The organism is Fodinicola feengrottensis, assembly GCF_039530045.1.
Taxonomy (GTDB): Bacteria; Actinomycetota; Actinomycetes; order Mycobacteriales; family HKI-0501; genus Fodinicola; species Fodinicola feengrottensis.
This window is the reverse complement of record NZ_BAAANY010000005.1, coordinates 54,887-78,864: the sequence shown is the minus strand read 5'-3', so window position 1 is coordinate 78,864 and position 23,978 is coordinate 54,887. Positions and strand designations below refer to the sequence as shown.

General features: G+C 67.9%; 22 protein-coding genes. 20 read left to right on the top strand and 2 right to left on the bottom strand.

What is annotated here, in order from left to right; genetic code table 11:
- Positions 1–65 precede the first annotated feature (65 nt).
- The 8 genes from ruvC to ABD301_RS06530 all read left to right on the top strand — a co-directional run bounded on the left by ruvC (position 66) and on the right by ABD301_RS06530 (position 9,356).
- Complete coding sequence (gene ruvC, locus ABD301_RS06565) at positions 66–599, top strand: crossover junction endodeoxyribonuclease RuvC (protein WP_344308098.1); 534 nt, start codon at positions 66–68, stop codon at positions 597–599.
- Positions 596–1,204, top strand: coding sequence for a Holliday junction branch migration protein RuvA (gene ruvA, locus ABD301_RS06560; RefSeq protein ID WP_344308096.1), 609 nt, complete (start codon positions 596–598; stop codon positions 1,202–1,204). Before ruvC ends, ruvA begins: the two co-directional genes overlap by 4 nt.
- The gene (gene ruvB, locus ABD301_RS06555) at positions 1,201–2,250 is read left to right on the top strand and encodes a Holliday junction branch migration DNA helicase RuvB (protein ID WP_344308094.1); all 1,050 of its coding nucleotides are present in this window, start codon (positions 1,201–1,203) and stop codon (positions 2,248–2,250) included. Before ruvA ends, ruvB begins: the two co-directional genes overlap by 4 nt.
- 173 nt (positions 2,251–2,423) lie before the next feature.
- Entirely contained in the window at positions 2,424–2,918 is a 495-nt protein-coding gene (yajC, locus tag ABD301_RS06550; RefSeq protein ID WP_163572431.1) for a preprotein translocase subunit YajC, read from the top strand.
- A gap of 107 nt (positions 2,919–3,025) precedes the next feature.
- On the top strand, positions 3,026–5,008 hold the full coding sequence (gene secD / locus ABD301_RS06545) for a protein translocase subunit SecD (RefSeq protein ID WP_344308090.1): 1,983 nt from the start codon (positions 3,026–3,028) through the stop codon (positions 5,006–5,008).
- 1 nt (position 5,009) lies between these two features.
- Positions 5,010–6,218, top strand: a complete 1,209-nt coding sequence (secF, locus tag ABD301_RS06540; RefSeq protein WP_344308088.1) for a protein translocase subunit SecF — start codon at positions 5,010–5,012, stop codon at positions 6,216–6,218.
- A gap of 59 nt (positions 6,219–6,277) precedes the next feature.
- Positions 6,278–6,808, top strand: coding sequence for an adenine phosphoribosyltransferase (locus tag ABD301_RS06535; RefSeq protein ID WP_344308086.1), 531 nt, complete (start codon positions 6,278–6,280; stop codon positions 6,806–6,808).
- Positions 6,809–7,004: 196 nt separating this feature from the next.
- Complete coding sequence (locus tag ABD301_RS06530) at positions 7,005–9,356, top strand: RelA/SpoT family protein (RefSeq protein ID WP_425551895.1); 2,352 nt, start codon at positions 7,005–7,007, stop codon at positions 9,354–9,356.
- Between the two features lie 527 nt (positions 9,357–9,883).
- Here the strand turns inward: ABD301_RS06530 and ABD301_RS06525 are convergent.
- Both ABD301_RS06525 and ABD301_RS06520 read right to left on the bottom strand, forming a co-directional pair.
- Positions 9,884–10,369 (bottom strand): hypothetical protein, encoded by a 486-nt coding sequence (locus ABD301_RS06525; protein WP_163572433.1) that lies wholly within the window; start codon positions 10,367–10,369, stop codon positions 9,884–9,886.
- A 216-nt stretch (positions 10,370–10,585) separates the two neighbouring features.
- A complete protein-coding gene (locus tag ABD301_RS06520; RefSeq protein WP_344308084.1) occupies positions 10,586–11,551 on the bottom strand; it encodes a peptidylprolyl isomerase in 966 nt (321 codons plus the stop codon).
- A 16-nt stretch (positions 11,552–11,567) separates the two neighbouring features.
- Between ABD301_RS06520 and ABD301_RS06515 the strand changes: the two genes are divergently transcribed.
- The 12 genes from ABD301_RS06515 to aspS all read left to right on the top strand — a co-directional run bounded on the left by ABD301_RS06515 (position 11,568) and on the right by aspS (position 23,969).
- Positions 11,568–12,263, top strand: a complete 696-nt coding sequence (locus tag ABD301_RS06515) for an MBL fold metallo-hydrolase (protein WP_344308082.1) — start codon at positions 11,568–11,570, stop codon at positions 12,261–12,263.
- Between the two features lie 52 nt (positions 12,264–12,315).
- Positions 12,316–13,656, top strand: a complete 1,341-nt coding sequence (gene hisS / locus ABD301_RS06510; RefSeq protein ID WP_344308080.1) for a histidine--tRNA ligase — start codon at positions 12,316–12,318, stop codon at positions 13,654–13,656.
- Positions 13,657–13,786: 130 nt separating this feature from the next.
- Positions 13,787–14,341, top strand: a complete 555-nt coding sequence (locus ABD301_RS06505) for a SigE family RNA polymerase sigma factor (protein ID WP_344308078.1) — start codon at positions 13,787–13,789, stop codon at positions 14,339–14,341.
- On the top strand, positions 14,328–15,653 hold the full coding sequence (locus ABD301_RS06500; protein ID WP_344308076.1) for a sialidase family protein: 1,326 nt from the start codon (positions 14,328–14,330) through the stop codon (positions 15,651–15,653). Before ABD301_RS06505 ends, ABD301_RS06500 begins: the two co-directional genes overlap by 14 nt.
- A 23-nt stretch (positions 15,654–15,676) precedes the next feature.
- Positions 15,677–16,105, top strand: coding sequence for a sigma factor-like helix-turn-helix DNA-binding protein (locus ABD301_RS06495; RefSeq protein WP_344308074.1), 429 nt, complete (start codon positions 15,677–15,679; stop codon positions 16,103–16,105).
- Entirely contained in the window at positions 16,102–17,322 is a 1,221-nt protein-coding gene (locus tag ABD301_RS06490; protein ID WP_344308072.1) for a sialidase family protein, read from the top strand. The genes ABD301_RS06495 and ABD301_RS06490 overlap by 4 nt, the downstream gene beginning before the upstream one ends.
- Positions 17,323–17,561: 239 nt before the next feature.
- The gene (locus tag ABD301_RS06485; RefSeq protein ID WP_163572444.1) at positions 17,562–18,032 is read left to right on the top strand and encodes a sigma-70 family RNA polymerase sigma factor; all 471 of its coding nucleotides are present in this window, start codon (positions 17,562–17,564) and stop codon (positions 18,030–18,032) included.
- Between the two features lie 179 nt (positions 18,033–18,211).
- On the top strand, positions 18,212–18,814 hold the full coding sequence (locus tag ABD301_RS06480; RefSeq protein ID WP_163572445.1) for an RNA polymerase sigma factor: 603 nt from the start codon (positions 18,212–18,214) through the stop codon (positions 18,812–18,814).
- Positions 18,811–20,019, top strand: coding sequence for a sialidase family protein (locus tag ABD301_RS06475; protein ID WP_344308070.1), 1,209 nt, complete (start codon positions 18,811–18,813; stop codon positions 20,017–20,019). The genes ABD301_RS06480 and ABD301_RS06475 overlap by 4 nt, the downstream gene beginning before the upstream one ends.
- A 115-nt stretch (positions 20,020–20,134) precedes the next feature.
- A complete protein-coding gene (locus ABD301_RS06470) occupies positions 20,135–20,689 on the top strand; it encodes a sigma-70 family RNA polymerase sigma factor (protein WP_163572449.1) in 555 nt (184 codons plus the stop codon).
- Positions 20,686–22,059, top strand: coding sequence for a sialidase family protein (locus ABD301_RS06465; RefSeq protein WP_344308067.1), 1,374 nt, complete (start codon positions 20,686–20,688; stop codon positions 22,057–22,059). Before ABD301_RS06470 ends, ABD301_RS06465 begins: the two co-directional genes overlap by 4 nt.
- 146 nt (positions 22,060–22,205) lie before the next feature.
- On the top strand, positions 22,206–23,969 hold the full coding sequence (gene aspS / locus ABD301_RS06460) for an aspartate--tRNA ligase (RefSeq protein WP_344308065.1): 1,764 nt from the start codon (positions 22,206–22,208) through the stop codon (positions 23,967–23,969).
- Positions 23,970–23,978: the final 9 nt, after the last annotated feature.

Genomic DNA, 23,978 nt, shown 5'->3' with positions numbered 1-23,978 from the left:
CCGTCGACCGCCCGACCGGTAGCGTGTCGAACGGGTGTTCGGCGGGCGGCGAGAGGTGGCACAGGGTGCGGGTGCTGGGCGTCGACCCTGGCTTGACGCGATGCGGTGTCGGGGTAGTCGACGGCGGCCCAGGCGGCCGGTGCAAGCTGGTCCACGTGGAGGTCGTGAGGACCCCGCCGGACGCGGACATCGGAGCCCGGCTGCTGGCGTTGGACTTGGCTTTTACCGCCGCGATCGCGCAATACCGACCTGACGTGGTAGCGGTCGAGCGGGTGTTCAGCCAGCACAACGTACGAACCGTGATGGGCACGGCGCAGGCCGGCGCGGTCGCGTTGACCGCGGCGGCGCGGGCCGGCGTACGGGTCGCCCTGCACACACCGAGCGAGGTCAAGGCCGCCGTGACCGGCAACGGCCGGGCCGACAAAGCGCAGGTCACGACCATGGTCACCCGGCTGCTGAAGCTCACCGAGCGGCCCAAGCCCGCGGACGCGGCGGATGCGCTCGCGCTGGCGATCTGCCACTGCTGGCGAACACCCATGCAGACCAAGATGCAGGAGCAGATCGCGCTGGCCCAGCGCGCCCAGGGAGTGAAGCGATGATCACGTCGGTGTCCGGGACGGTGGCCCGGATAGGGGTCGACCACGCGGTGGTCGAGGTGGGCGGAGTGGGCCTCGCGGTCCTGTGTACGCCACACGCGCTGGCCAACCTCCGGACCGGCAGCCCCGGCCGGCTCGCTACCAGCCTGATCGTCCGCGAGGACTCGCTGACGTTGTACGGCTTCGCGGACGACGAGGAGCGTGACCTCTTCGAGCTGCTGCAGACCGCGAACGGCGTCGGACCGAAGGTCGCCCGCGCGATCCTCGCCGTGCTCAGCCCCGACGAGATCCGCCGCGCGGTGTCCACCGGCGACCACAAGACCCTCACCCGAGCGCCTGGACTGGGACCCAAGGGCGCCGAAAAACTCGTCGTCGAGCTGCGCGACCGGATCGGCGCGTTCACCACGAGTTCCGCGAACGGCGTTCCGGTGGCGGGCCGGCAGAGTGAGGCCTCCTGGCGTACGCAGGTCCGCGCCGGCCTCGGGAGCCTCGGCTTCACCGGCAAGGACGTGGACGGCGCCCTGGACGCGGTGACGCCGGCCGACGGCTCGGCGCCGGAGGTGTCCACCGCGCTGCGGGGCGCGATCCAGCGACTTGGGCGCAAATGACGGATCCCTTCGACGGCGAGGAGATCGTCGCCAGCTACGCGCAGCCCGCCGAGCGGGAGATGGAAGCGAGCCTGCGGCCGCGGCAGCTCACCGAGTTCATCGGCCAGCCGCGGGTGCGCGAACAGCTGGACCTGCTGCTGAAGTCCGCTCAGCTGCGGCAGAAACCGCCGGATCACATCCTGCTGTCCGGGCCGCCCGGGCTGGGCAAGACCTCGCTGGCGATGATCGTGGCCGCCGAGCTCGGCGTGTCGATCCGGATCACCAGCGGCCCGGCGATCGAGCGGTCCGGTGACCTCGCGGCCATCCTGACCGGCCTGGAGGCGGGGGAGGTGCTCTTCGTCGACGAGATCCACCGGATCGCCCGGCCGGCGGAGGAACTGCTCTACTCGGCGATGGAGGACTTCCGGGTCGATGTGATTGTCGGCAAGGGCCCCGGCGCGACCGCGATCCCGCTGGACGTCGAACCGTTCACGCTGGTTGGTGCCACCACCCGGTCCGGCCTGCTGACCTCACCGCTGCGCGACCGCTTCGGGTTCGTCGGGCACATGGACTTCTACGACCCGGATGAGCTGGAGATAGTGCTGCACCGCTCGGCCGGCATTCTGGGCGTACGGCTGCATGACGACGGCGCCGCCGAGATCGCCGGCCGGTCCCGCGGCACCCCGCGGATCGCCAACCGGCTGTTGCGTCGGGTGCGTGACTACGCCGAAGTGCGGGCGGCCGGCAGCATCGACCGCACGGTCGCCCGGGCAGCGTTGCGGGTGTACGAGGTCGACGAGCTGGGGCTGGACCGGCTGGACCGGGCGGTGCTGCACGCGTTGGTGCTGTCTTTCCACGGCGGCCCGGTCGGCCTGTCCACGCTCGCGGTCGCTGTCGGTGAGCAGCCGGAGACGGTGGAGGAGGTCGCTGAGCCGTTTCTGGTGCGTGCCGGCCTGCTGACGCGTACTCCCCGTGGCCGAGTTGCGACTCCGGCCGCCTGGCATCACCTCGGCCGGGTACCCTCGGCAGGAGACGGCACGCTCGATCTGTTTGGCGGGCGGCCGTAACTCAGCAACACCTGCGGTTGATCAGAGTTATATAAGGCCCGTCGTCCGGCGGGCTGCAATACACGGCGTGACCGAGTGAGTCCGTTTGCGGCTAACGGCGGTCCGCTGATTTCCGTCTCGCGCGGCTGACTAGACTTCGCGCGATCAGGGCGGAATTCGACGAAAGGTTCCACGTGGTTATCGCGGCCGCTAGCACGTCCTCTTCAGCGAGCACCTTGTTCCCACTGCTTATCGTGGTGGCTTTGTTCGCCTTGATGTATTTCTTCATGATTCGTCCGCAGTCCAAGCGCCGCAAAGAGATGCAGCAGATGCAGCACACGCTCGGCATCGGCTCGGACGTGGTCACCATCGGCGGCCTGTACGGCACGGTGGTCGATTCCGACGACGAGTCGGTCACCCTGGAGATCGACGAGGGCGTGACCGCGCGGTATACCCGACAGGCGGTCGCCCGGATCCTCACCCCGGGCGACGCCGAGGCCGTCGACGACGCCGCGGATGAAGACGCTGCGGACGACGACGTGGCGACCAGCGCGGACGCGGCTGGCGAGGTGCCCGAGGCCGAGCGCATCCAGCTCGACACCGATCTCAGCAAGGAAGACCCCAAGGCCGACGTGCTGTCGGCGGCCGGCGACGGCACCCAGGCCCCGAAGCTGTCCAAAGACAGCTAGAGGCCCCAGACCCGGACCCGTTCCGGTAACCGAGCCGGCCTCACGGCGTTCCCCGCCGCGGGCCGGCTCGCTGCCGGACAGCAACCGACCGAGGAGACAGGACTGTCGTGGCACCAACTGGCCAGCTTCGCGTGGGGCGGTACTTCATCGCGTTGGTCGTCATCGTGGCGGCTCTTTACGCGGGAGTGTTCTTCCTTCCGGGCGCAGACTCCAAGCATCGCCCGCAGCCGTTCCCGCAGCTCGGTCTCGACCTGGTCGGTGGGACGACCGAGACGCTGACCGCCACCACGCAGGACGGGAAGGCGCCGTCCCAGGAGAGCCTCGCGCTGGCCCGGAGCATCATCGACCAGCGGGTGAACGCGCTCGGCGTGGCCGAGCCCGACGTGGTGACCGAGGGCGACCGCAACATCGTGGTCACCGTCGCCGGCGTCGGTGCCGACCAGTTGGCCAGCGTTGGGCAGACCGCCCAGCTGCGGTTCCGCCAGGTGATCAGCACAGTCGCCGACATCCCGGCGGTGACGCCCAAGCCGTCCACGAGCGCGTCCCCGAAGCCGTCCGGCAGCGCGTCTCCCAAGCCCGGCGCTTCGCCGTCGGCCAAGACGTCCGGCGCCGCCGTGAACCCCGGCCCGACCAAGAAGCCGGCGTCTTCGACCGGCAAGGCAGAAATCGTGCCGGCCGTCGGCACTGGTTCGGCTGGTAAGGCCGCGGTTGTGCCAGCGGCGAACCCGACGCCCACGCCGAGCACCAGCGCGACCCCGAAGCCATCCGGTTCGCCGTCGCCGGCAGCGCCCGCGCCGGCCGGCGGCTCCGGCGCGCCAGCCGCGGACAAGCTGCCCAGCCTGGCCAGCGTGATCCAGGCGCTCGGCGGCCAGGCGTACTACCAGCAGATACTGACCGGCTTGCAGCAGGTCGACCTGTCCGACCCGACGCAGGCTCAGTCCACCATGCAGCAGTTGGCCGGCACCTCGTTCCTGGACCCGTTCAAGAAACTCACGCCGGCCCAGATCGCCGTGCTGCCGACCGACCTGCAGTTGAAGATCCCGCAAATCTCCTGCGCCAAGCTGGGCCTCCGGCCGCCGGGCTCGATTGACAACGTCAATGCCCAGCAGGTCGCCTGCGACGCCGGGAACAAGTATCTGATGGACAAGGCGACGGTGGTCGGCACCGACGTGTCCAGCGCCGACTTCGACTACAACACCGGCAGCAGCACCGGCTCCACGCCGGGCTGGCGGGTGGTGGTCAACTTCAAGGCCGCCGGCCAGGACAAGTGGACCAAGCTGACCCAGGCCGCGCTGAACAAGCAGGTCGCGATCGTGCTGGACACCACCGTGGTGTCCGCGCCGACGATCCAGGGCGTGATCGCCGGCCAGGCCGAGATCACCGGCGGCGGCTTCACCAGGGACAGCTCGCAGGCACTGGCCAGCCAGCTCAAGTACGGCGCCCTGCCGCTCACCTTCTCAAGGCAGAACTTGAGCAGTGTCAGCGCGACGTTGGGTCTGCAGCAGCTGGAAGCCGGCCTGATCGCCGGAGGTATCGGCCTCGCGCTGGTGGTCGTCTGGGTGATGTTCTACTACCGGCTGCTCGGACTGGTTACCGTCGCCAGCCTGGTGCTGTCCGGCGGGATCATCTACGGCACTCTGGTGCTGCTCGGTCGCCCGTGGGCTCTGGGATTCACGTTGAGCCTCGCCGGTATAGCCGGCTTCATCGTGTCCATCGGTATCACCGCGGACTCGTTCGTCATCTTCTTCGAACGACTAAAGGACGAGATCCGGGAGGGCAAGACAGCGCGAAGTGCGGTGCCCCGCGCTTGGGTGCGAGCCCGGCGCACGATCATCTCCGGTGACACGGTGTCGTTCCTGGCCGCCGCGGTGCTCTACATCCTCGCCTCCGGCGCGGTGAAGGGTTTCGCGTTCACGCTGGGAATGTCCACGGTGGTCGACTTGCTGGTCGTCTTCGTGTTCACCCATCCGCTGGTCGCGCTGCTGTCCAGGTCCAAGACCTTTATGTCCGCGCGGATCAGTGGCCTCGGCCGCGCGGCGCGGCAGCCTTCCGACGACGCGCCCGCGTCCGCCGCCATCAAGGGAGCCTGAGATGCCGTCCATCGCCCAGCGCCTTTATCGCGGTGAGGCCGGCATCGACTTCATCGGCCGGCGCAAGACCTGGTATTTGATCAGCCTCGCGATCCTGGTGATCGCGCTTCTGAGCTTCCTCATCCGCGGCTTCCACTTCGGGATCGACTTCCAGGGTGGCGTGTCGTTCGAGATTCCCGCGTCTGCCGCGTCCAGCAGCGCGGTCGCTGAGGCGGCTGTGACGAGCGCGAAGACGAGCACCGGCCTCAGGGCGCACGTGGTCAGCACTCAGACCCTCAGCAGCGCGACCGGTCAGAAAAGCTACCTGGTCCGGATCGACCCGATGGGCGAAGATCAAGCCAACGAGATCGCAACGCAGGTCGCCAACACCCTCAAGACGCCTCAGAAGAACATCAGTGAGAACCAGGTCAGCGCTTCCTGGGGTGGTCAGGTCACCTCTCAGGCGCTCATCGCACTGGCGGTCTTCCTCGCGCTCCTGATCGTCTACCTCGCCTTCCGGTACGAGTGGAAGATGGCTGTCGGTGCGATCGTCGCGCTCGCGCACGACTTGTTGATCGCGGCCGGCATCTACTCGCTGGTCGGTTTCGAGGTCACCCCGAACACCGTGATCGGCCTGCTCACCATCCTGGGTTTCTCGCTGTATGACACGGTCGTGGTGTTCGACAAGGTCGCGGAGAATACCAAGGGCATCCTCGGCGGCAGCCGTTACTCGTACTCCGAGGCCGCCAACCTCGCCATCAACCAGACCCTGATGCGGTCGATCAACACCTCGATCATCGCGTTGCTGCCGGTCGCCGGCCTGCTGTTCATCGGTGCCGGGCTGCTGGGCGCGGGCACCCTGAAGGACCTGGGTCTGGTGCTCTTCATCGGCATGATGGCCGGCGCGTATTCGTCGATCTTCCTGGCCGCGCCGATCACCGCCGAGCTGAAGGAGCGCGAGCCGCGCTACAAGGCACTGGCCAAGCGGGTTGCGGCCCGCCGGGCCGCCGCGACTGGCGCTCCCAAGCCGGCCGCCACCTCGAAGTCGACGGTCACGGTGACCAAGGGCGGATCCGTGGATGCGGACGTCGATGGTGACGACGACGGCGAGACCGTGGGCGCCGGTGCGTCGAAGGCTTCCGGCGCGTCCTCGACCACGAGTAGGCCGGCGCAGCGTAAGCGGCCGGGCGGCCGGCCGGGCCGACCGTCGGGCAGCAAGCGCCGCCGGTGACCGTGTCGTCCGGGGCCGGCGCCGGTCTCGGTGCTGGTCTTGGGGCTGGTCCTGGGCCTATGGAGGTGGCCGATCTGATCGCCGCCCACGTGGTCGATGTGCCGGACTTCCCGAAGCCCGGGGTGCTCTTCAAGGACCTGACACCGCTGTTCGGTGACGGTCCGACGCTGCGGGCCTGCGCGGACGCGATCGTCGCGGCCGCCGGGCCGTTTGACCTGGTGGCCGGGATCGAGGCGCGCGGGTTCATCGTGGCAGCCGCGGTCGCGTACGCCACCGGCACCGGTGTCATACCGGTCCGCAAGGCCGGCAAGCTGCCAGGTCCGACCACCACGATCACGTACGAGCTGGAGTACGGCACCGCGACCCTGGAGATTCCGGAGCGGGCCGGGCTCGCGGACCGCCGGGTGCTGTTGGTCGATGACGTGCTGGCGACCGGCGGTACGGTGGTGGCTGCTTCGGAGCTGCTGTGGCGCGGTGGCGGCCGGGTGGTCGGCGTGTCAGTCGTACTGGAGTTGGCCGCGCTCGGTGGCCGATCCCGGATCGCCAATACGCATAGTAATCTTCCGATACACGCATTGTTATCAGTCTGATTTCTCGGGTAGTAGCTGGTCAGAGGCCTTGTCGAAACGACTCGTACTGGCCAATGCGCCTGCCGCCATACGTGGCCACATGGCGCGGGATACGATGGTGATCTGTGGTGCCACTTGATCGAAGCAGTTGATCACTGGCACTGTGGATGGATATCCACCCGCCAAGATCGACTGGGTTGTGTCAAGGAGCAGTGCCGTGGCCACCGATGCGGTAGGAGACCTGGACCAGAGCGCTGCTCTGCTGTCCGGGGACGACGACGCCGCGCTCGATGTGCCCCAGCAGGGGGGCCATACCGGCCGCCGGGTTCGCGCCGCGCTCGCTCGTTTCGGCAGTAATCCCAGCTCAGCACCCGTGCAGGCGGTTCTGGAGCCGCTCGCGGCGACGCACAAAGCGGCGCACCCCAAGGCCAACGTCCGGCTGCTGCAGCGCGCGTACGACACGGCGGACGAGTTCCACCGCGGCCAGATGCGCCGCAGCGGCGACCCGTACATCACCCATCCGCTCGCGGTGGCGACGATTCTCGCCGAGCTGGGGATGGACACCACGACGCTGGTCGCGGCGCTGCTGCACGACACCGTCGAGGACACCGGCTACACCCTGGAGCAGCTGTCCGCCGACTTCGGCGGCGAGGTCGCGCACCTCGTCGACGGCGTGACCAAGCTGGACAAGGTCAAGTTCGGCGACGCGGCCGAGGCCGAGACGATCCGCAAGATGATCGTCGCGATGGCCCGCGACCCGCGCGTGCTGGTCATCAAGCTGGCCGACCGGCTGCACAACATGCGGACTCTGCGGTTCCTGCCGCGCGCCAAGCAGGAGCGCAAAGCCAAGGAAACGCTGGAGGTGCTGGCTCCGCTGGCGCACCGGCTCGGCATGAACACGGTCAAGTGGGAGCTGGAGGATCTGGCCTTCGCGGCCCTGTATCCCAAGCGCTACCAGGAGATCGCCCGGCTGGTCGCGGAGAAGGCGCCGGCCCGGGACGCGGTGCTGGAGTCGGTCACCGAGCGGGTGTCAGCCGAGCTGAAGACGTCCAAGATCAAGGCGACTGTCAGCGGCCGGCCGAAGCACCTCTATTCCGTCTACCAGAAGATGATTGTCCGCGGCCGCGACTTCGCCGACATCTACGATCTGCTGGGCGTACGGGTGCTGGTCGACTCGCTGCGAGACTGTTACGCGGCGCTGGGGGTCATCCACGCGACCTGGCAACCGGTGCCCGGGCGGTTCAAGGACTACATCGCGCGGCCCAAGTTCAACATGTATCAGTCGCTGCACACGACCGTGATCGGTCCGGAAGGCAAGCCGGTCGAGCTGCAGATCCGGACCTGGGCGATGCACCGTACGGCTGAGTACGGCATCGCGGCGCACTGGAAATACAAGGACGCGAAGGGCTCCGAGGTGGCCGGCCCGCCGGCCGACAGCGACGAGCTGACCTGGCTGCGGCAGCTGCTGGACTGGCAGAAAGAGGCCGTCGACCCGGGCGAGTTCCTGGAGTCGCTGCGCTTTGACCTGCGCGGCCAGGAGGTCTACGTCTTCACCCCGAAGGGTGACGTGATCGCGCTGCCCACTGGGTCGACGCCGGTCGATTTCGCGTACAGCGTGCACACCGAGGTCGGGCACCGCTGCATCGGCGCCCGAGTGAACGGCAAGCTGGTGCCGCTGGAGAGCCGGCTCGCCAACGGCGACACCGTGGACGTGTTCACCTCCAAGAGCGAGCACGCCGGCCCCAGCCAGGACTGGCTGAGCTTCGTCGCGAGCCCCCGCGCCCGTACGAAGATCAAGCAGCACTTCGCCAAGGAGCGCCGCGACGACGCCATCGAGGCTGGCAAGGACGCGATCACCCGGGCGATGCGCAAGCAGGGCCTGCCGCTGCAGCGGGTGCTGAGCGGTGACGCGCTGCTGAATGTCGTACGCGATCTGCGGTTGACCGACGTGTCGGCGCTCTACGCGGCGGTCGGCGAGAACCAGATGTCCGCTCAGTCCGTCGTCCAGCGGCTGATGGCGCTGCTCGGCGGTCTGGAAGGCGCCACCGAGGACTTCGCTGAGGCGGCCAGCCCAGTCAAGGAGCGGCGGCGCACTCAGGCGATCAACGACCCGGGCGTGGTCGTCAAAGGCGCTAGCGACGTGTGGGTGAAGCTCGCCAAGTGCTGCACCCCAGTCCCCGGCGACGACATCCTCGGCTTCGTCACCCGCGGCGGCGGCGTCAGCGTGCACCGCGCCGACTGCACGAACGCGGAAGACCTGCGGGCCCAGCCGGAACGGCTGATGGAGGTCTCGTGGGTCCCGTCGGCCGGCTCGATGTTCCTGGTCGCGATCCAGGTCGAGGCGCTGGACCGGCACCGGCTGCTGTCGGACGTGACCAGGATGCTGTCCGACGAGAAGGTCAACATCCTGTCCGCGACGGTGACGACGACCCGGGACCGGGTAGCGGTCAGCCGATTCACCTTTGAGATGGCCGACCCGAAGCACCTCGGGCACCTGATGCGAAACGTACGCAAGGTCGAGGGTGTTTATGACGCGTACCGAGTCACGTCCGGTGGGGCGTCTGAATAGGGCCGTCAAGGTCCAAAGCGGCGGCTGCCTCTGAGGAGAGGGAATTCCCGGGCTGCTCATTTGCTGGGTGGGGCTGGATTTTCGTCGAGTGTGGGACTTTATCCCGCACTCGACGTTGAGTGCGGGGTTTTGTCCCGCACTCGGCAACGGACCTGTTGTCGGTGGGGCTGATGTGACTGTTGAGGTATTGCTGTCCCGGATGTTGGGATGGAGTTGTTGATCTTGGTTAGTTGGCCGGTGCGAAAAGGACATTCCGGACCGATGTCCGTTATGTACGGGCCAACTAACCAAGATCAACAACGCCAACTTCGGACAGTGACCGCTGGGCGGGAGTCTCGACACGCAGAGTCGCGACGATCAGGGACCGCACAACTATCGGCTATGAGGGCGCCCAGCGGAGAGAACGAGTGCCAGAGACCACCAACAAACTAGACGGCCCCCGTTGCTCTTTCCCATCTCCAGAGGTAGAAGGTCCTAATCCCTAAAACCGGGCATCCCACAAAACCGCAAGGATCGGAGAAGCAACGTTAGTCGGGGAGTTGGCGCAGGCCTCGGGCGGTGGGCAGGAGTTCGCCGGCGCCGAAGCGGGTCAGGTCGAGGTTGACGGTGGGGGCGATGCCGGGTTGGTCGAGCCAGACGATCCGGTCACCGCTGCGAAAGCCCGGTTTACCGTGTACGCGAATGGGAATGGGACGCCAGGGCTGGTCGTCGCCCTTGGTGTATTCCCGCCAGAAGGAATTGACGTTGGCGGCGCTGGAAAGTCGCGGGCCGCGCAGAATGGCGATGCTGAGATCGACTTGCCAGCCCTGTTGGTCGTTGCCGGATTCCCAGACCTGGCTGTGAAAGTCGACGTCTCCCCAGTCGTACGCGAATGCCGTTGGAGTGGCGGAAATCTGTTGCGGGAGATAGGTGATCGCGTATCCGTCAACGGTGATGGGATCGGCGCTCGCCGGTGTCGGCAGGGCGGCTATTCCAAGGAACGCGAGGAAAAACAGCGAGAACAGTGATCGCATGGATTTCTCCTGGGGTGAGGCGGAAAACGGGCGCCTCGCCGGGCCGGGTGCCTTCCCGTCACCGGCCCGGCGGGGACGGGATCCATCCTCGCCGCCAGCGCCGGCTCGTACGCCCGCCGACCTCGGATCTGTGGATAACTTCCGGACCAACTCGCCTGTGGACAAAAGAAACCGCGAGGGCGACGTTCGCAAACGTCACCCCCGCGGTCGTCGGCTTTAGGAGGCCGGGGGAGTCACCGTGATCGACGTGATTTGTACGTTGATCTTGGGGGCGTCCGGCTCGGAGCCGGCCGCTGCGTTCGGGCCGAGCTTCACCCCGCCAGCGGCGATCTTGTTGACGACGTCCAGACCCTTGGTGACGTGTCCGAAGACGGAGTAGTTCGGGCCGTCGAAGCTGCTGTCCTTGTTGACGATGAAGAACTGGCTGCCGTTGCTGTTCGGGTCAGAGCCCTTGGCCATCGCGACGGTGCCCGCCGGATAGGGCGGATTGGCGCCGGTGGGCAGATTCTCGGTGCCGAACTCGTAGCCGGGCGTGCCGGTGCCGGTGCCGCTCGGGTCGCCGCACTGCAGCGCGAACGAGCCGGTGACCAGCAGCCGGTGGCAGGGCGTGCCGTCGTAATATTTCTTGCCGGCCAGGAAGGTGAAACTGTGCACCGTGCACGGTGCCTTCGCGGTTTCCAGGGTGAACTCGATGACGCCCTGGTTGGTCGTCATGGTCACCGTCTGGGTGCCGGTGTGTGGCACGTTCGTGGTGGTCGGTACGCCGACGCTGCGGGCGCCCTTGGGTGGCGGGTTGGTGTCCTTCGCGTACACACAGGACCCGGGCGCCGGGGAGGCGGACACGCTGGCAGATGGGGTGGCGGCGGCGTTGGCGTTGGTCTTGTTGCCGCCGCCGAACTTGCTGATCAGGAACCAGCCGCCGGCGATCACGATCACCACCGCGATGATGGCGCCGATGCCTGCCTGCATCTGTCGACGCTTGCGGGCCGCGGCGGCGCGCCGGGCCATCTGGCGTTCGAGCTTGGCACGGGCGAGGGCGCGCTGGCGGTCGCGGCCGGATTTGCCGGGCACTCGTGGCTCCTTATCCTGCGGTGTCTTGGCTGGCCGGGTCGGGCCAACAGCCGCGGTCGGTGCTCGTCGGGAGATGATCGCTATCCGCGGCGAGTCTACGAGTTGGCTCACCCGGTAGGCTCATGAGGTGCTGGTTGTGTCCTTTCCCGCTGCCGCGTTCGCGACGAACTGCTATGTCGTCGCACCCGAGGCGGGTGGTCCGTGCCTGGTCGTCGACCCCGGCATCGGGGTGGTCGAGCAGCTCGGCCAGGTGCTCGCGAAGCACCGGCTGGAGCCGCAGGCGGTGCTGCTGACACACGGCCACGGAGACCACACCTGGTCGGTGACCCCGGTTTGCGACGCCAGCGGGATTCCGGCGCTCATCCACACCGACGACGAATACCGGCTGCGTGACCCGCTCGGCGACCTCGGGCCGGACCTGGTGCGGATGCTGGAGCAGCAGTTCGGACAGTCCGCGAAATGGGCCGAGCCCAGCGACGCTCGTACGTTCGCGGACGGCGACTCGCTGACCTTCGCCGGTCTCACCCTGACCGTCGACCACGCGCCTGGCCACACCGAGGGCTCGGTGTTGTTCCGGCTGCCCCAGCCGGACGGACCGGAGTTGTGCTTCGCAGGTGACGTGCTGTTCGCCGGTTCCATCGGGCGTACGGACCTGTCCGGCGGCGACCACGACGCGATGCAGCGCAGTCTGGCCGAGCGGATCCTGCCGCTGGCTGACGAGACCGTCGTGCTGCCCGGCCATGGCCCGGCCACCACGATCGGGCGGGAGCGGGCGTCCAACCCGTTCCTGGTGGGGCTGGTCGAGGGGCATATCGGCGGCTGAGCGCCGCAAACCACGCAGCCACCGCCCGCAAACCACGTTCAGGAGCACCGTTATGCCCACCTCACCCCGACCACTGTCCGGCTTCCCCGAATGGCTGCCGGCGCAGCGCATCGTCGAGCAGCAGGTCGTCGACACCCTCCGTCGTACGTTCGAGCTGCACGGCTTCTCCTCCGTCGAGACTCGCTCGGTCGAGCCGCTGGAAACCATGCAACGCAAAGGTGAGATCGACAAAGAGGTTTATGTCGTACGGCGGCTGCACGCCGAAGGCAACGAAGACCTGGACCCGGCCAAGACGCTGGCGCTGCACTTCGATATGACCGTGCCGTTTTCCCGGTATGTGCTGGAAAACGCCGGCAAGCTGGAGTTCCCGTTCCGTCGCTACCAGATCCAGAAGGCGTGGCGGGGTGAGCGGCCGCAGGAGGGTCGCTATCGGGAGTTCCTGCAGGCCGACATCGACGTGATCGACCGGGACACGCTGCCCGCGCACGTGGATATCGAGCTGCCGCTGGTGATCGCGGACGCGGTCTCCACGCTGCCGTTGCCACCTCTGAAGATGAGCGTCAACAACCGAAAACTCGCTGAGGGCTTCTATCGCGGGGTTGGTGTCCAGGACACTCTCGGGGTGTTGCAGCGGATCGACAAGCTGGACAAGATCGGGCCCGCGCTCGTACGAAAGCTGCTTGTCGAGGAAATGTCGTTGTCCGACAAGCAGGCCGACTTGTGCTTGTCGTTGGCGGAGATCCGTACGACCGATCTGTCCTTTGTGGACCGCGTAAGGGCACTCGGGGTTTCCGGTGAGCTACTGGAAACCGGGCTCCAGGAGCTGGCCGCGGTGGTGGCCGCCGGCATCGAGTACGCGCCGGGTTTCCTGATCGCTGACCTGAAAATCGCCCGCGGCCTGGACTACTACACCGGCACGGTCTACGAAACCGTGATGGAAGGCCACGAGGAGCTCGGCAGCGTCTGCTCCGGCGGCCGGTACGACTCACTCGCGACCGACGGCAAAACGACGTACCCAGGAAACGGCCTGTCGATCGGGGTGTCCCGGATCCTGGCCCGGCTGCTCGGCCGCGAGCTGCTGACCGCGACCCGGTCGGTGCCGACCTGCGTGCTGGTCGCGTTGCCGTCCGAGGACGACCGGCCGGCTGGCCGACGGATCGCGGCCGCGCTGCGTGGCCGCGGGATCGCCGTCGAGATCTCGCCGACCGCGGCGAAGTTCGGCAAGCAGATCCGTTACGCCGAGCGGCGCGGCATCCCGTACGTGTGGTTCCCGGGCCGGGACGGCGGCGCCGACCAGGTCAAGGACATCCGCTCCGGCGACCAGGTCGACGCGACCGCCGCCGACTGGGCTCCTCCTGCCGAAGACCTGCGCCCCCGCATCGTCCGACCCTAGAACGGACAAAACGCCGCCAGATCGCTAGATTCGGCGAGTGGTGCATCCGGGCTCACGTCCTGTGGGTCCTTCCTCTGACATGCCAAATGACATGGCAAGCCAGCGTGGGGAGGACCGGGTGGATGCTGCTATGGCAGTAGTGAAACCTGACATATTAAGGGACGGCGGTGGCGCCGCCGGCCTGACGGACGTGGCCGCGATCGAGGAGCTTTATCGCGGCTGCGCCCGCCGAATGGTGGTCGCCGCATACGGGTTGACGGGGAATCTGGCCGAAGCGCAGGACGCTGTCCAGGAGGCCTTCGTACGGGCCGTCGCCGCGCCACAGAAGGTGTTGCGGGCCGAGAACCCGGAGGCCTGGCTGCGGACGGTGGCGCTGAACGTGGCCCGCAGCCGATTCCGTCGGCGGCAGCATCTCGACATGCTGATGCGCCGCAAGCCGCCGCTTCCGGAAACCCTGCCGGGCATGTCGGCGGACCGGATCGCCCTCCTGCACGCGATGCGGCAACTGTCGGTCCGTGAGCGGGAGGCAATCGCCCTGCACCACCTCGCCGATCTTGAGGTGACCCAGGTGGCCGAGATTCTCGGTGCGCCGGTCGGGACCGTGAAGTCCTGGCTGAAGCGCGGCCGTACCAAACTCGCCGGACTGCTCGGTGACGATCTTGGGGACGACGATGACAATGCTTGATTTCGAAGGTACGAAAGAAGAACTCGCCGACCAGGTGGTCATCCCGGAATTCGCCCAGATCCAGGGCGACGGCAAGCGTCGGCGCAATCGTCGGCGGGTCGGCGCAGTGGCCGCGGCGGTCGCGGTAGTGGCGCTGGCCGCCGCTGTAGTGCCGCTGGCCCAAGGTCGACTGGCCGGTGTCCAGAGCGCCGATCCGCTCGCGGGTGCGGTCGCCGGTCCGGTTGCTGGCGCCGAGGTCTTGTTGACCGGAGCACCGGTGACTCTTTCCTGGTACGGCGAGCTGGACACCCGCGAGGCGCTTGCCGTGACGCTGAGCGAGGGGAAGGCGCCGTCCATGGCGCGTACGGTCGACGGCGGCCACACCTGGAAGGCCTGGCGGCTGCCGCCGGGAATCGGTGTCACCACGGGCGATCAGCTCATTCAGACCGGTTCGACGCTGAATGTGGTGTATCCGCAGGTCATCAGCCGGACGGTGGTCCAGATCGGCAACTATCTCAGCCGCGATGCCGGGCAGACCTGGACGAAGACCGCCGGAACAGCCGTCAACGGCGTCATGATGAACCATGGCGAAGGGAATTTCTACACGGCGGTGATCGCCGCGCCCGTGCCGTCAGCGCCCACCGGCTGGCCCGTACGCGCCTTCTGTGTAGACAACAACAAGGCGGGGATCCCCGCGACTTGCGGCATGTACGCCATCGATCCGGTCGAGGGCGGCTGGCATCCGTTCGCGAAGCAGCCGTCGACGACGTGGGGTGACGCCGAGGGTGCGGTGGATGCCAGCGGGCGCCTCTGGTTCAGCCACTCCGCGGAGTCGAAGTGCATCCTCAGCAGTAGCGTGGATCATGGTGCCACCTGGACGACCCTGTCCATCGACAAGGCGGACGGGTGCGCTGGCGTTCCGATGTCCGGCACCGACGGAACGGCGTACGCGACACTGTCTGGTCTGCTGGCCAGCATTCCCCCGAGTGTGCTGGTGTCACATGACGGTTGGAAGACGTGGCAGAAGACCCAGCTGGGGACGCCGCCGGTGGACCTGATCGCGGTGTTGCCGGACGGCGCTCTACTCGCCGCACCGCGCCACGTCACCTCGCCTGGAAAGCCTGCGACGTCCGCGGCGCCCGGGTTCTTGCTGAGCCGGGATGGCGGAAAGACGTTCCAGCAGATCGCTGGCACCGCCGGGTTCTCCAGCCTGAAGACCACTGCGGTCGGGTCGTACATCGGCTCTTCCAACAGCGGTGAGCCAGGGAAGCAGTCGATTTCCGACGACGGCGAACACTGGTCGAAGGCGCCGCAGGTGCCGGGCCAGAAGTAGCCCTTCGCACACGTACGGCCGTCATGCCCCATGGGGTGTGGCGGCAGGACGCGGTGCAGGAGGCGTTCGTACGAGCGGTGGCCCGACCGTACAAAGTGCTGGCCGCGGACAGCTCGGAGGCCTGGTTGCGGACGGTGTCACTGAACATCGCGCGGACCAGGTTTCGCCGCCGGCACCGGCGAGACGTGCTGATGCGGCGGATCCCGCCGCGGCCGGAGGCAATCCCAGGCGCCGGCCCGGAGTGGCTCGCCACCATGGCGGCGATCCGGAACCTGCCGGCGCCGCAGGCCGAGGCGATCGCGCTGCACTATCTGGCGGACCTGCCGATCGACGAGATCGCCCGTACGCTCGGCGCCCCGGTCGGCACGATCAAGGCCCGGCTGTCCCGGGCCTGGGTCGCACTGAACGCGATTCTGACTGAGCAGAACGAAAAAGACGAGGAGCGGTCGTGAACAGCGAAGATTTCGAAACCGGCCGTACGGCTGTACGCGAGCGCATCAAGACTCCTGATTTCAGCACGGTCATCTCGGCTGGCGACCGCCGCCGGCACCGCGACCGGGCGGCGATGGTCGCTGGGGTGGTGGTCGTGGTCGCGGTGACGGCAGTCGTTGCCGCCCCGCTCTTTGCGCCGCGCGAAGTCGGTCCTGCTCGCGGTGATGACCTTCTGGGTGCCAACAAGCTCTGCGCGGAGCGCCCAGTGAGCAGTCAGGTCAGCTATCTCGCCCTGCGCACGGGCAGCTGCGCCCGCGGCCCATTGGTGCTCGCTCGTACGTCCGACGGCGGCCGAACGTGGCACGCCCATTCGGTGCCAGACGCCACGGCGAGCGGCGCGGTGAACCAGGGCAGCCCGATTCTCCCGCTGGACGAGAACACCTTGGTAGCAAACGGATTCATCAGCCACGACGGTGGCGAAACCTGGCAGCCGCAGAAGCTTGACGGCTCGGTGCAGGCCGCTCCAGTTGGCTGGATCGTGCTGCCAGCGGACTCCTTTTCGCACCAGATCAAACCAAAAGACCCACACGCCCTGGCTGCTCTTGATCCGACTACCGGACAGGCACATTTTCTCGCGAATCAACCCGCGGATCATGGGGATGGAGAAAGCGAAGGGGTGACCCAGGCGACGGACGGCTCGCTGTGGACTGTTCCGGGCTACCAGGGCACTGGGGTCGCGGTCAGTCACGACCGCGGCCGGACCTGGTCCACCTTCGCCCCGCCGGACCGGAAGGGCTCCTCCTGGGTGTCATCCACGAGCGTTGACGGGCGCATCGGGTATGCGATTTTCGGCACCGACAGTGCGGCTGGCAAGCCCGCGGCCATTTACCGTACGGACGATGGCGGGATCAACTGGCGCTCGTGGACTACCGCCGCGCCGTCCCTGGTTTCGTTCCACCTGCTGGCCAACGGTGACTTGATGGGGGTCGACCGCACCTATGAGATCGGTGGACCTTTGGTGGTGAGTAAAGACCAAGGCCACACATTTGTCGCGCGAAGCCCGGCCACCGAGGTGTTCTCACTGATCGAGAAAAGGGTAACGGGAGTGTATTTCGCCGAGGGCTTCCGGGGCAGACCTCCCAATAACTGGACGGAAATCTACGACCCGGTGTCATCGGACGGCGAGACGTACCAATCGATGACCTACCCGTCCGGAGTCAGCTGGGACCTGAACTGACCCGCACCCCACCGCCCCGACTGGCGAATCGCCAGTCGGGGCGGTGGGGTCTATGGGTCGAAGAAAAGTCGATGCAACCGATGCGGTCCTCGCGTGCGTCTAGTGGCGTCAGTTCGGAGGCGGGGACATGGAGGAGCGATGGTGGCAGCGGAAATACCGGAGGTGTCGGCCCGTCCGGCGGCGCGACCGGCGGCCGAGGCGAGCCTCGAGCCGCTCTACCGCGGGGCGTACAGCGTCTGGTGCTGTCCGCGTACGCGCTCACTGGCGATGCCGCCGAGGCCCAGGACGCGGTGCAGGAGGCGTTCGTACGAGCGCTGGCCCGGCCGGGTCCGGTGCTCGCGGCGGACAGTCCGGAGGCGTGGCTGCGCAAGGTGGCGCTGAACATCGCGCGCAGCCGGTTCCGTCGCCGGCACCGCCTGGACGTGCTGTTACGCCGGGAGCCGCCGCCTGCGCAGAACATCCCGGGTGTCACGCCGGACCGGTTGGCGGTGCTGGCCGCGATCCGCCGGTTGCCGCGGAGTCAGGCCGAGGCGATCGCGCTCTACCACCTCGCCGACCTTTCGGTCGATGAGGTGGCAAGGACGCTGGGCGTACCTACCGGCACGGTCAAGGCCCGGCTGTCCCGCCGCCGAGCCGCGCTGGCCACCCTGCTGGCCGACCTGACCCCGATCGACGCTTCTTCTTCGACCACCAAGGAGTCCACGCGATGAACGACCTTGAGTTCACCGATGTCCGGACGGCCCTGAGCGACCACGTCCGCCAGCCCGGTTTCGATTCCCTCATCACCGCCGCACCGCAAAAGATTTTTCGGTCCGGTGCGTAACCTGGGCCGGGGTCGTGGGAGTCATTGATGCGGATGGCAGGTCCGGGACCGGACGGGGGTTCATGCGTGGGTGAACACGGTGCTGCCGGGCCGGACCGGCCGTCGTCGGCCGCCGAGGCAGTGGTGGAGCGGCTCTATCGGGAGTCGTCCCGGCAGCTCCTGGTGGCCGCGTACGCGCTGACCGGTGACCTGGCCGAGGCCGAGGACGCCGTCCAGGAAGCGTTCGTACGAGCCTTCGCCCGCCCGTCCGCGGTGGCCCGGGCCGACAACCCGGTGGCCTGGATGCGGATCGTCACGCTGAACATCGCCCGCAGCCGCTTCCGCCGCCGCCAGCGACTGAATGTGCTGCTCCGACGGCTGCCGCCGGCGCCGGTCGAGGTGCCGGCGGCGGAGCCGGATCGGCTGTTCCTCACCCAGGTGGTCCGGGGCCTGCCGCGCCCGCAACGAGAGGTCATCACGCTGTTCTACCTCGCCGACCTGTCCCTCGAGGATGTCGCGCAGACGCTGAAGGTCTCGGTGAACGTGGTCAAGTCGCGGCTGCATCGCGGCCGCCGGGCGCTGGCGAAGACGCTGCGCGAGCACGGCATCGATCTGGAGCCGCACCTCGCCGAACCGGTCGAGCTGCCGGTGCCGGCGGTGGCGGGGGCCGCGAAGGGGATCGGCCGATGACCAGACTCGACTTGTACGACGGGTTCGGCGAGACCCGCGCCGACGTGATCGAGCGAGGCCGGTTGCCCGGCGTTCCGGCGATCCGCGAGCTGGGTCGTCGGCGCCGACGCCGACAGCGCTGGCAGCTCGGCGCGGTCGCGCTGGCGGTGGTGCTGGTGGCCGGCCTGTCCGGCTTGTTCGTGATGCCGCGCTCGGCGACGACCCCGCCGTCCTCCTCGGACGATCGAGTCACCGCCGCCCCGGTCACTCTCAACAAGCAGTTCGAGATGGTCCAGGTCGCGCCGGTCAGCACCGCGATCACGTACGCGCTGGCGGTCTCGGCCGGCGATCGGTCGACCTGGGCGCTCGCGGTGACCGGTGACGGCGGCCAGCGGTGGCGGGGCTACCGGATTCCGTTGGAGGCCCAGCATGACCTGCGGATGACGGTCCTCACGGCGGCGGTCGTACGGGTCGGCGAACAGGGCGGCGGGACCGAGGTGATCACCCATGACAGCGGCCGCACCTGGAATTCGCCGCGACTGGACACCGGTCCCTCCATCGATCGGCTGCCGGCCGGTTGGTTCGCCGGGCCTGGGTCGGCCGGGGTGACCATGCTCGACCCGAAGACCGGTGTAGAGCATGTCTTCGATGCGCGGCACCAGACCGTCCAACAGGACGGGCTTTATCAGGCGCTGGTGGCCACCGACGGCTCGCTGTGGGGTTTCGGCCCGTTCGGCGCGAAGCCGGCCGGCAACCCCACCACGGCCTGGGTGAGCCGGGACCGCGGCCAGAGCTGGCGCGACTTCGTGCCTCGCCCGGACGTGCCGCAACGCGGCGGTGGGCTGACCACGATCGACGGCACGGTCGGCTACCTGGCGGTGGCCGCGACCGATGATCCGGCGGACGGTTCGAAGGTCTACGTCACGCGTGACCATGGCCAGCACTGGACCTACACCGGCTCGGTCGGCTTCCTGCTCGCGGGCCTGCAGCTGCTCGCCGACAACCGGACCCTGATCGCGCTCGCCGACGAAGCGGCGGCCAGCGACCTCTACCTGAGCGGCGACGGCGGGCGTACGTTCGCCACCAAGGTGACCAGCGTGCCGGGCAGCGCCGAGCTGACCCGCTCGGTGACCGGTGGGTTCGTTCTCACCAGCAAGATCACCGCCCGCTTCGCGGCGAACGGCCAGGACTGGGCGCCCGTACGCCTGCCCCCGATCACCGTGTGATCGTGGGTCGTGATCTTGGTTGGTTGGTCAGTGAAAAAATTGGATGGAACCGCTTCGGCCCTGGCGTGCATCGGTGAGATGACAGGATTGAGTCACTGGTGACATGGGGGTACGGATGCGGACGGACCAGCAGGTTCCGACCAGCCCTACCGCGGTTGTGGAGCAGCTGTACCGGGACACCGGGCATCAGCTGGTTCTCGCCGCGTACGCACTGACCGGGAACCTCGGCGACGCCCAGGACGCCGTGCAGGAGGCTTTCATCAGGGCCTTCCAGCACCCGTCCCGGGTGGTCAACGCCGACAATCCGGTGGCGTGGATGCGTACGGTCACCCTGAATGTCGCGCGCGGCCGCTATCGGCGGCATCGCCGGCTCGGGGTGTTGCTCAGGCAGGTTCGGCCACCGGACGAGACGGTTCCCGGTCTGGCGCCGGACCGGGTCGCCGTGCTGACGGCCATCCAGCAGCTGCCGGACGGTCAACGCGAGGCGATCGCGTTGCACTACTTCGCCGACATGACGGTCGAGGAGATCTCCAGCGTTCTGAAGACGCCCAGCGGGACGATCAAGTCCCGGCTGATGCGGGCCCGGCAGGCGCTGGCCCAGCTGCTCAGTGACGACGATCCGGTCACCCGCCCCGCCAAGAAGACCGTTTCCACCGGGAGTGAGAAATGAGCCCGACCGAGGTTTCAGAAGAACAGATCGCAGATATTCGTCACCAGGTTCTGAGCGCGCAGCTGCCATCGGTGCAGCACCTGCGGGCGGCCGCCGGCCGTCGGAAGGCCCGCAATCGGGTCGGCATGGTGGCCGGTCTCGCGGCGGTCACCGCCGCCGTGGTGGTCGGCTCGTACGGCCTGCATGGCGGCCAGTCGAAGCCACGGCCGGTCGCTCCGGCGGCCGGGACGTACAAGACAGACGCAGTGCCGTTGACCGGTGCGCTGAAGATCCAGTCGCTCAAGCCCGCGAGCGCCACCCACATTTACTCCGTTGTCGAGCTCAAGCCGAAGCAGTACGCGTTGGCCCGCAGCATCGATGGTGGCAAGACTTGGGCGAGCCGGCTGCTGCCCGACCCGCTGCAGAACGGCGCGTGGACGCAGCCGCGGCCGCTGAGCGATGGGGCGATACAGCCCCAGCCCGCTCAGGTCGTGGTGCTGGCCGCGGACACTGTGGTTATCGGCTCGATGATCACCCACGATGGCGGGACGACCTGGACCCCCGCCGGGCAGGGCGGCAAGGTGGCGCCAGTCGACAACGCCCCGTACGGCGACCAGGTCCTGGCCGTAGGGAGCCCGGTGCGAACTGTGCCGAAGAACTGGCCGATGCGGATCCGGTACGTCGCGGGCGCCAAGCTCCCGAGCCTGGACGCGGTCGACCCGAACACCGACGTGGACCACCCACTCACGACCCAGCCGACAACCCAGCCGTACAACGTCAAACGGGCCGCTGACGGCTCGCTGTGGGTGATCGGCAGCCGTTCGCAGGGCGTCACCGATATGCAGGTCAGCCACGACAGCGGAGCGAGCTGGACGAACGCCTCGGTGGACGACGGGATGACGAACGGCTACCAGGAATTCGCCACCCGCGACGGGCAGACCGCGTACCTGCTAGGCGCGCCGGACAGCCCGCGCGCTAACAGCAATCAGCAGGTCCCGATTGGGCTGCGGGTCAGCCACGATGGCGGCAAGACCTGGGGAGCGCGTACCCCGATTGGTAGTGGCGTCTCCGAGATGCAGAACCTGGTCGTCCTCGCGGACGGCAGCCTGGTCGGTGCCGGCTCGGTCGTCAACGGGCAGTCGGCCCAGTGGCAGATGCTCCGGTCGACCGACGGCGGGCGCACCTTCAGCAAGATAGCTACCTTGCCGGCTGACCCGAGCACCACCGGGGTCGGCGCGCAACTGCCAACGGGCGGGCCGGTCACCGCGCTCCCGAACGGTGGCTATGTCTTCCGTACGAACGGCGACGCGGCCAAGGGCGCGGTCCCGGCGACGATGGTCTCCGCTGACGGCCTCACCTGGAAGGCCGTGCGGCAGCCGCCGATCAAGTAGCGGCAAACCTGTTCGTGGCGGCTGTGGGCCGGTCCGTACGATGGGACCGGTCCACAGCTTGTGCCCAGGGGGAGTCGTGCGTAGGCGAGATACCGGTCGGTGATCTTCGCTCGTTCATCGGCCAAGCCATATTCCAGGAGTTTCTCGTGATTCGTACGCATGAAGCCGGCACGTTGCGCCTGTCGCACGCCGGCCAGACCGTGACCCTCGCCGGCTGGGTGGCCCGCCGCCGCGACCACGGTGGGGTGGCCTTCCTCGACCTGCGGGACGCTTCCGGGGTCGCCCAGGTCGTCGTACGCGACGAGGACGTCGCCCGCAACCTCCGCAACGAATACTGCATCAAGGTCGTCGGGACGGTCTCCCAGCGCCCGGACGGCAACGCCAACGACGGCATCGCGACGGGTGCCGTCGAGGTCATTGTCGAGCAGCTGGAAGTGCTGTCCGAGGCGGCCGCGCTGCCGTTCCAGATCGACGACCACATCGAGGTCGGTGAGGACGTACGGCTCAAATACCGCTATCTGGACCTGCGCCGGTCCGGTCCTGGCAAGGCCATCCGGCTGCGCAGCGAGGTCAGCCGGGCGGCCCGCAATGTCTTGCATGACAACGGTTTCATCGAGATCGAGACGCCCACGCTGACCCGTTCCACGCCCGAAGGCGCCCGCGACTTCCTGGTCCCGGCCCGGCTGCGACCCGGTTCCTGGTATGCGTTGCCGCAGTCGCCACAGCTTTTCAAGCAGCTGCTGATGGTCGGCGGCATGGAGCGGTATTACCAGATCGCCCGCTGCTACCGGGACGAGGACTTCCGGGCCGACCGGCAGCCGGAGTTCACCCAGCTCGACGTCGAGATGTCCTTTGTGGAGCAGGACGACGTCATCGCGGTCGCGGAACAGATCCTGGTCTCGCTCTGGAAGCTCATCGGACACGAGATTTCGTTGCCAGTGCCGCGAATGACGTATGCGGACGCGATGAGCAAGTACGGCAGCGACAAGCCGGACCTGCGGTTCGGGCTGGAGCTCACCGAGCTGACTTCGTATTTCGCGCAGACCCCGTTCCGGGTTTTCCAGGCGCCGTATGTGGGTTCCGTGGTGATGGCCGGCGGCGCCTCGCTGCCGCGCCGGCAGTTCGACGCCTGGCAGGACTGGGCGAAGCAGCGCGGCGCCCGCGGCCTCGCGTACGTGACGTTCCTGGCGGACGGCACGCTCGGCGGTCCGGTCGCGAAGAACCTCTCCGAAACCGAGCGGGACGGCCTGGCCGCGGCCACTGGCGCCTCGGTAGGCGACGCGGTTTTCTTTGCCGCTGGCGACATCTCCAGCGCCCGCGCGCTGCTCGGCGCGGCCCGGGTGGAGATCGGCCACCGCCTCGGCCTGATCGACGAGAGCGTCTGGTCCTTCGTGTGGGTCGTCGACGCGCCGCTTTTCGAGTCCGCCGAGGCCGCGGTGTCGGCCGGTGACGTGGCCGTTGGCGGCGGCAAATGGACCGCCGTCCACCACGCTTTCACCTCACCCAAGCCGGAATGGATCGATTCGTTCGACAAGGACCCCGGCAGCGCGCTGGCGTACGCGTACGACATTGTCTGCAACGGCAACGAAATCGGCGGAGGCTCGATCCGTATTCACAGTCGGGACGTGCAGAAGCGGGTCTTCGAGATCATGGGCCTCGGCGAGGATGAGGCGCAGGAGAAGTTCGGCTTCCTGCTGGACGCCTTTGCCTTCGGTCCGCCGCCGCACGGCGGCATCGCGTTCGGCTGGGATCGGATCACCGCGCTGCTGACCGGCTCGGAGTCCATCCGCGACGTGATCGCCTTCCCGAAGACCGGCGGCGGATTCGACCCGCTGACCTCGGCGCCGGCCCCGATCACACAGCAGCAGCGCCGCGAAGCCGGCGTCGACGCCAAACCCAAGGAGTCCTGACCCACCCCA

Excerpts from the sequence above, each read along its gene's own strand:
- ABD301_RS06535 (WP_344308086.1), top strand. The coding sequence starts at position 6,278 with ATGGAGGTGGCCGATCTGATCGCCGCCCACGTGGTCGATGTGCCGGAC.
- ruvA (WP_344308096.1), top strand. The coding sequence starts at position 596 with ATGATCACGTCGGTGTCCGGGACGGTGGCCCGGATAGGGGTCGACCAC.
- ABD301_RS06505 (WP_344308078.1), top strand. The coding sequence starts at position 13,787 with ATGGCAGTAGTGAAACCTGACATATTAAGGGACGGCGGTGGCGCCGCC.
- ABD301_RS06470 (WP_163572449.1), top strand. The coding sequence starts at position 20,135 with ATGCGGACGGACCAGCAGGTTCCGACCAGCCCTACCGCGGTTGTGGAG.
- ABD301_RS06475 (WP_344308070.1), top strand. The coding sequence starts at position 18,811 with ATGACCAGACTCGACTTGTACGACGGGTTCGGCGAGACCCGCGCCGAC.
- ABD301_RS06500 (WP_344308076.1), top strand. The coding sequence starts at position 14,328 with ATGACAATGCTTGATTTCGAAGGTACGAAAGAAGAACTCGCCGACCAG.
- hisS (WP_344308080.1), top strand. The coding sequence starts at position 12,316 with ATGCCCACCTCACCCCGACCACTGTCCGGCTTCCCCGAATGGCTGCCG.
- ABD301_RS06495 (WP_344308074.1), top strand. The coding sequence starts at position 15,677 with ATGCCCCATGGGGTGTGGCGGCAGGACGCGGTGCAGGAGGCGTTCGTA.
- secF (WP_344308088.1), top strand. The coding sequence starts at position 5,010 with ATGCCGTCCATCGCCCAGCGCCTTTATCGCGGTGAGGCCGGCATCGAC.
- ABD301_RS06465 (WP_344308067.1), top strand. The coding sequence starts at position 20,686 with ATGAGCCCGACCGAGGTTTCAGAAGAACAGATCGCAGATATTCGTCAC.
- ABD301_RS06525 (WP_163572433.1), bottom strand. The coding sequence starts at position 10,369 with ATGCGATCACTGTTCTCGCTGTTTTTCCTCGCGTTCCTTGGAATAGCC.
- ruvB (WP_344308094.1), top strand. The coding sequence starts at position 1,201 with ATGACGGATCCCTTCGACGGCGAGGAGATCGTCGCCAGCTACGCGCAG.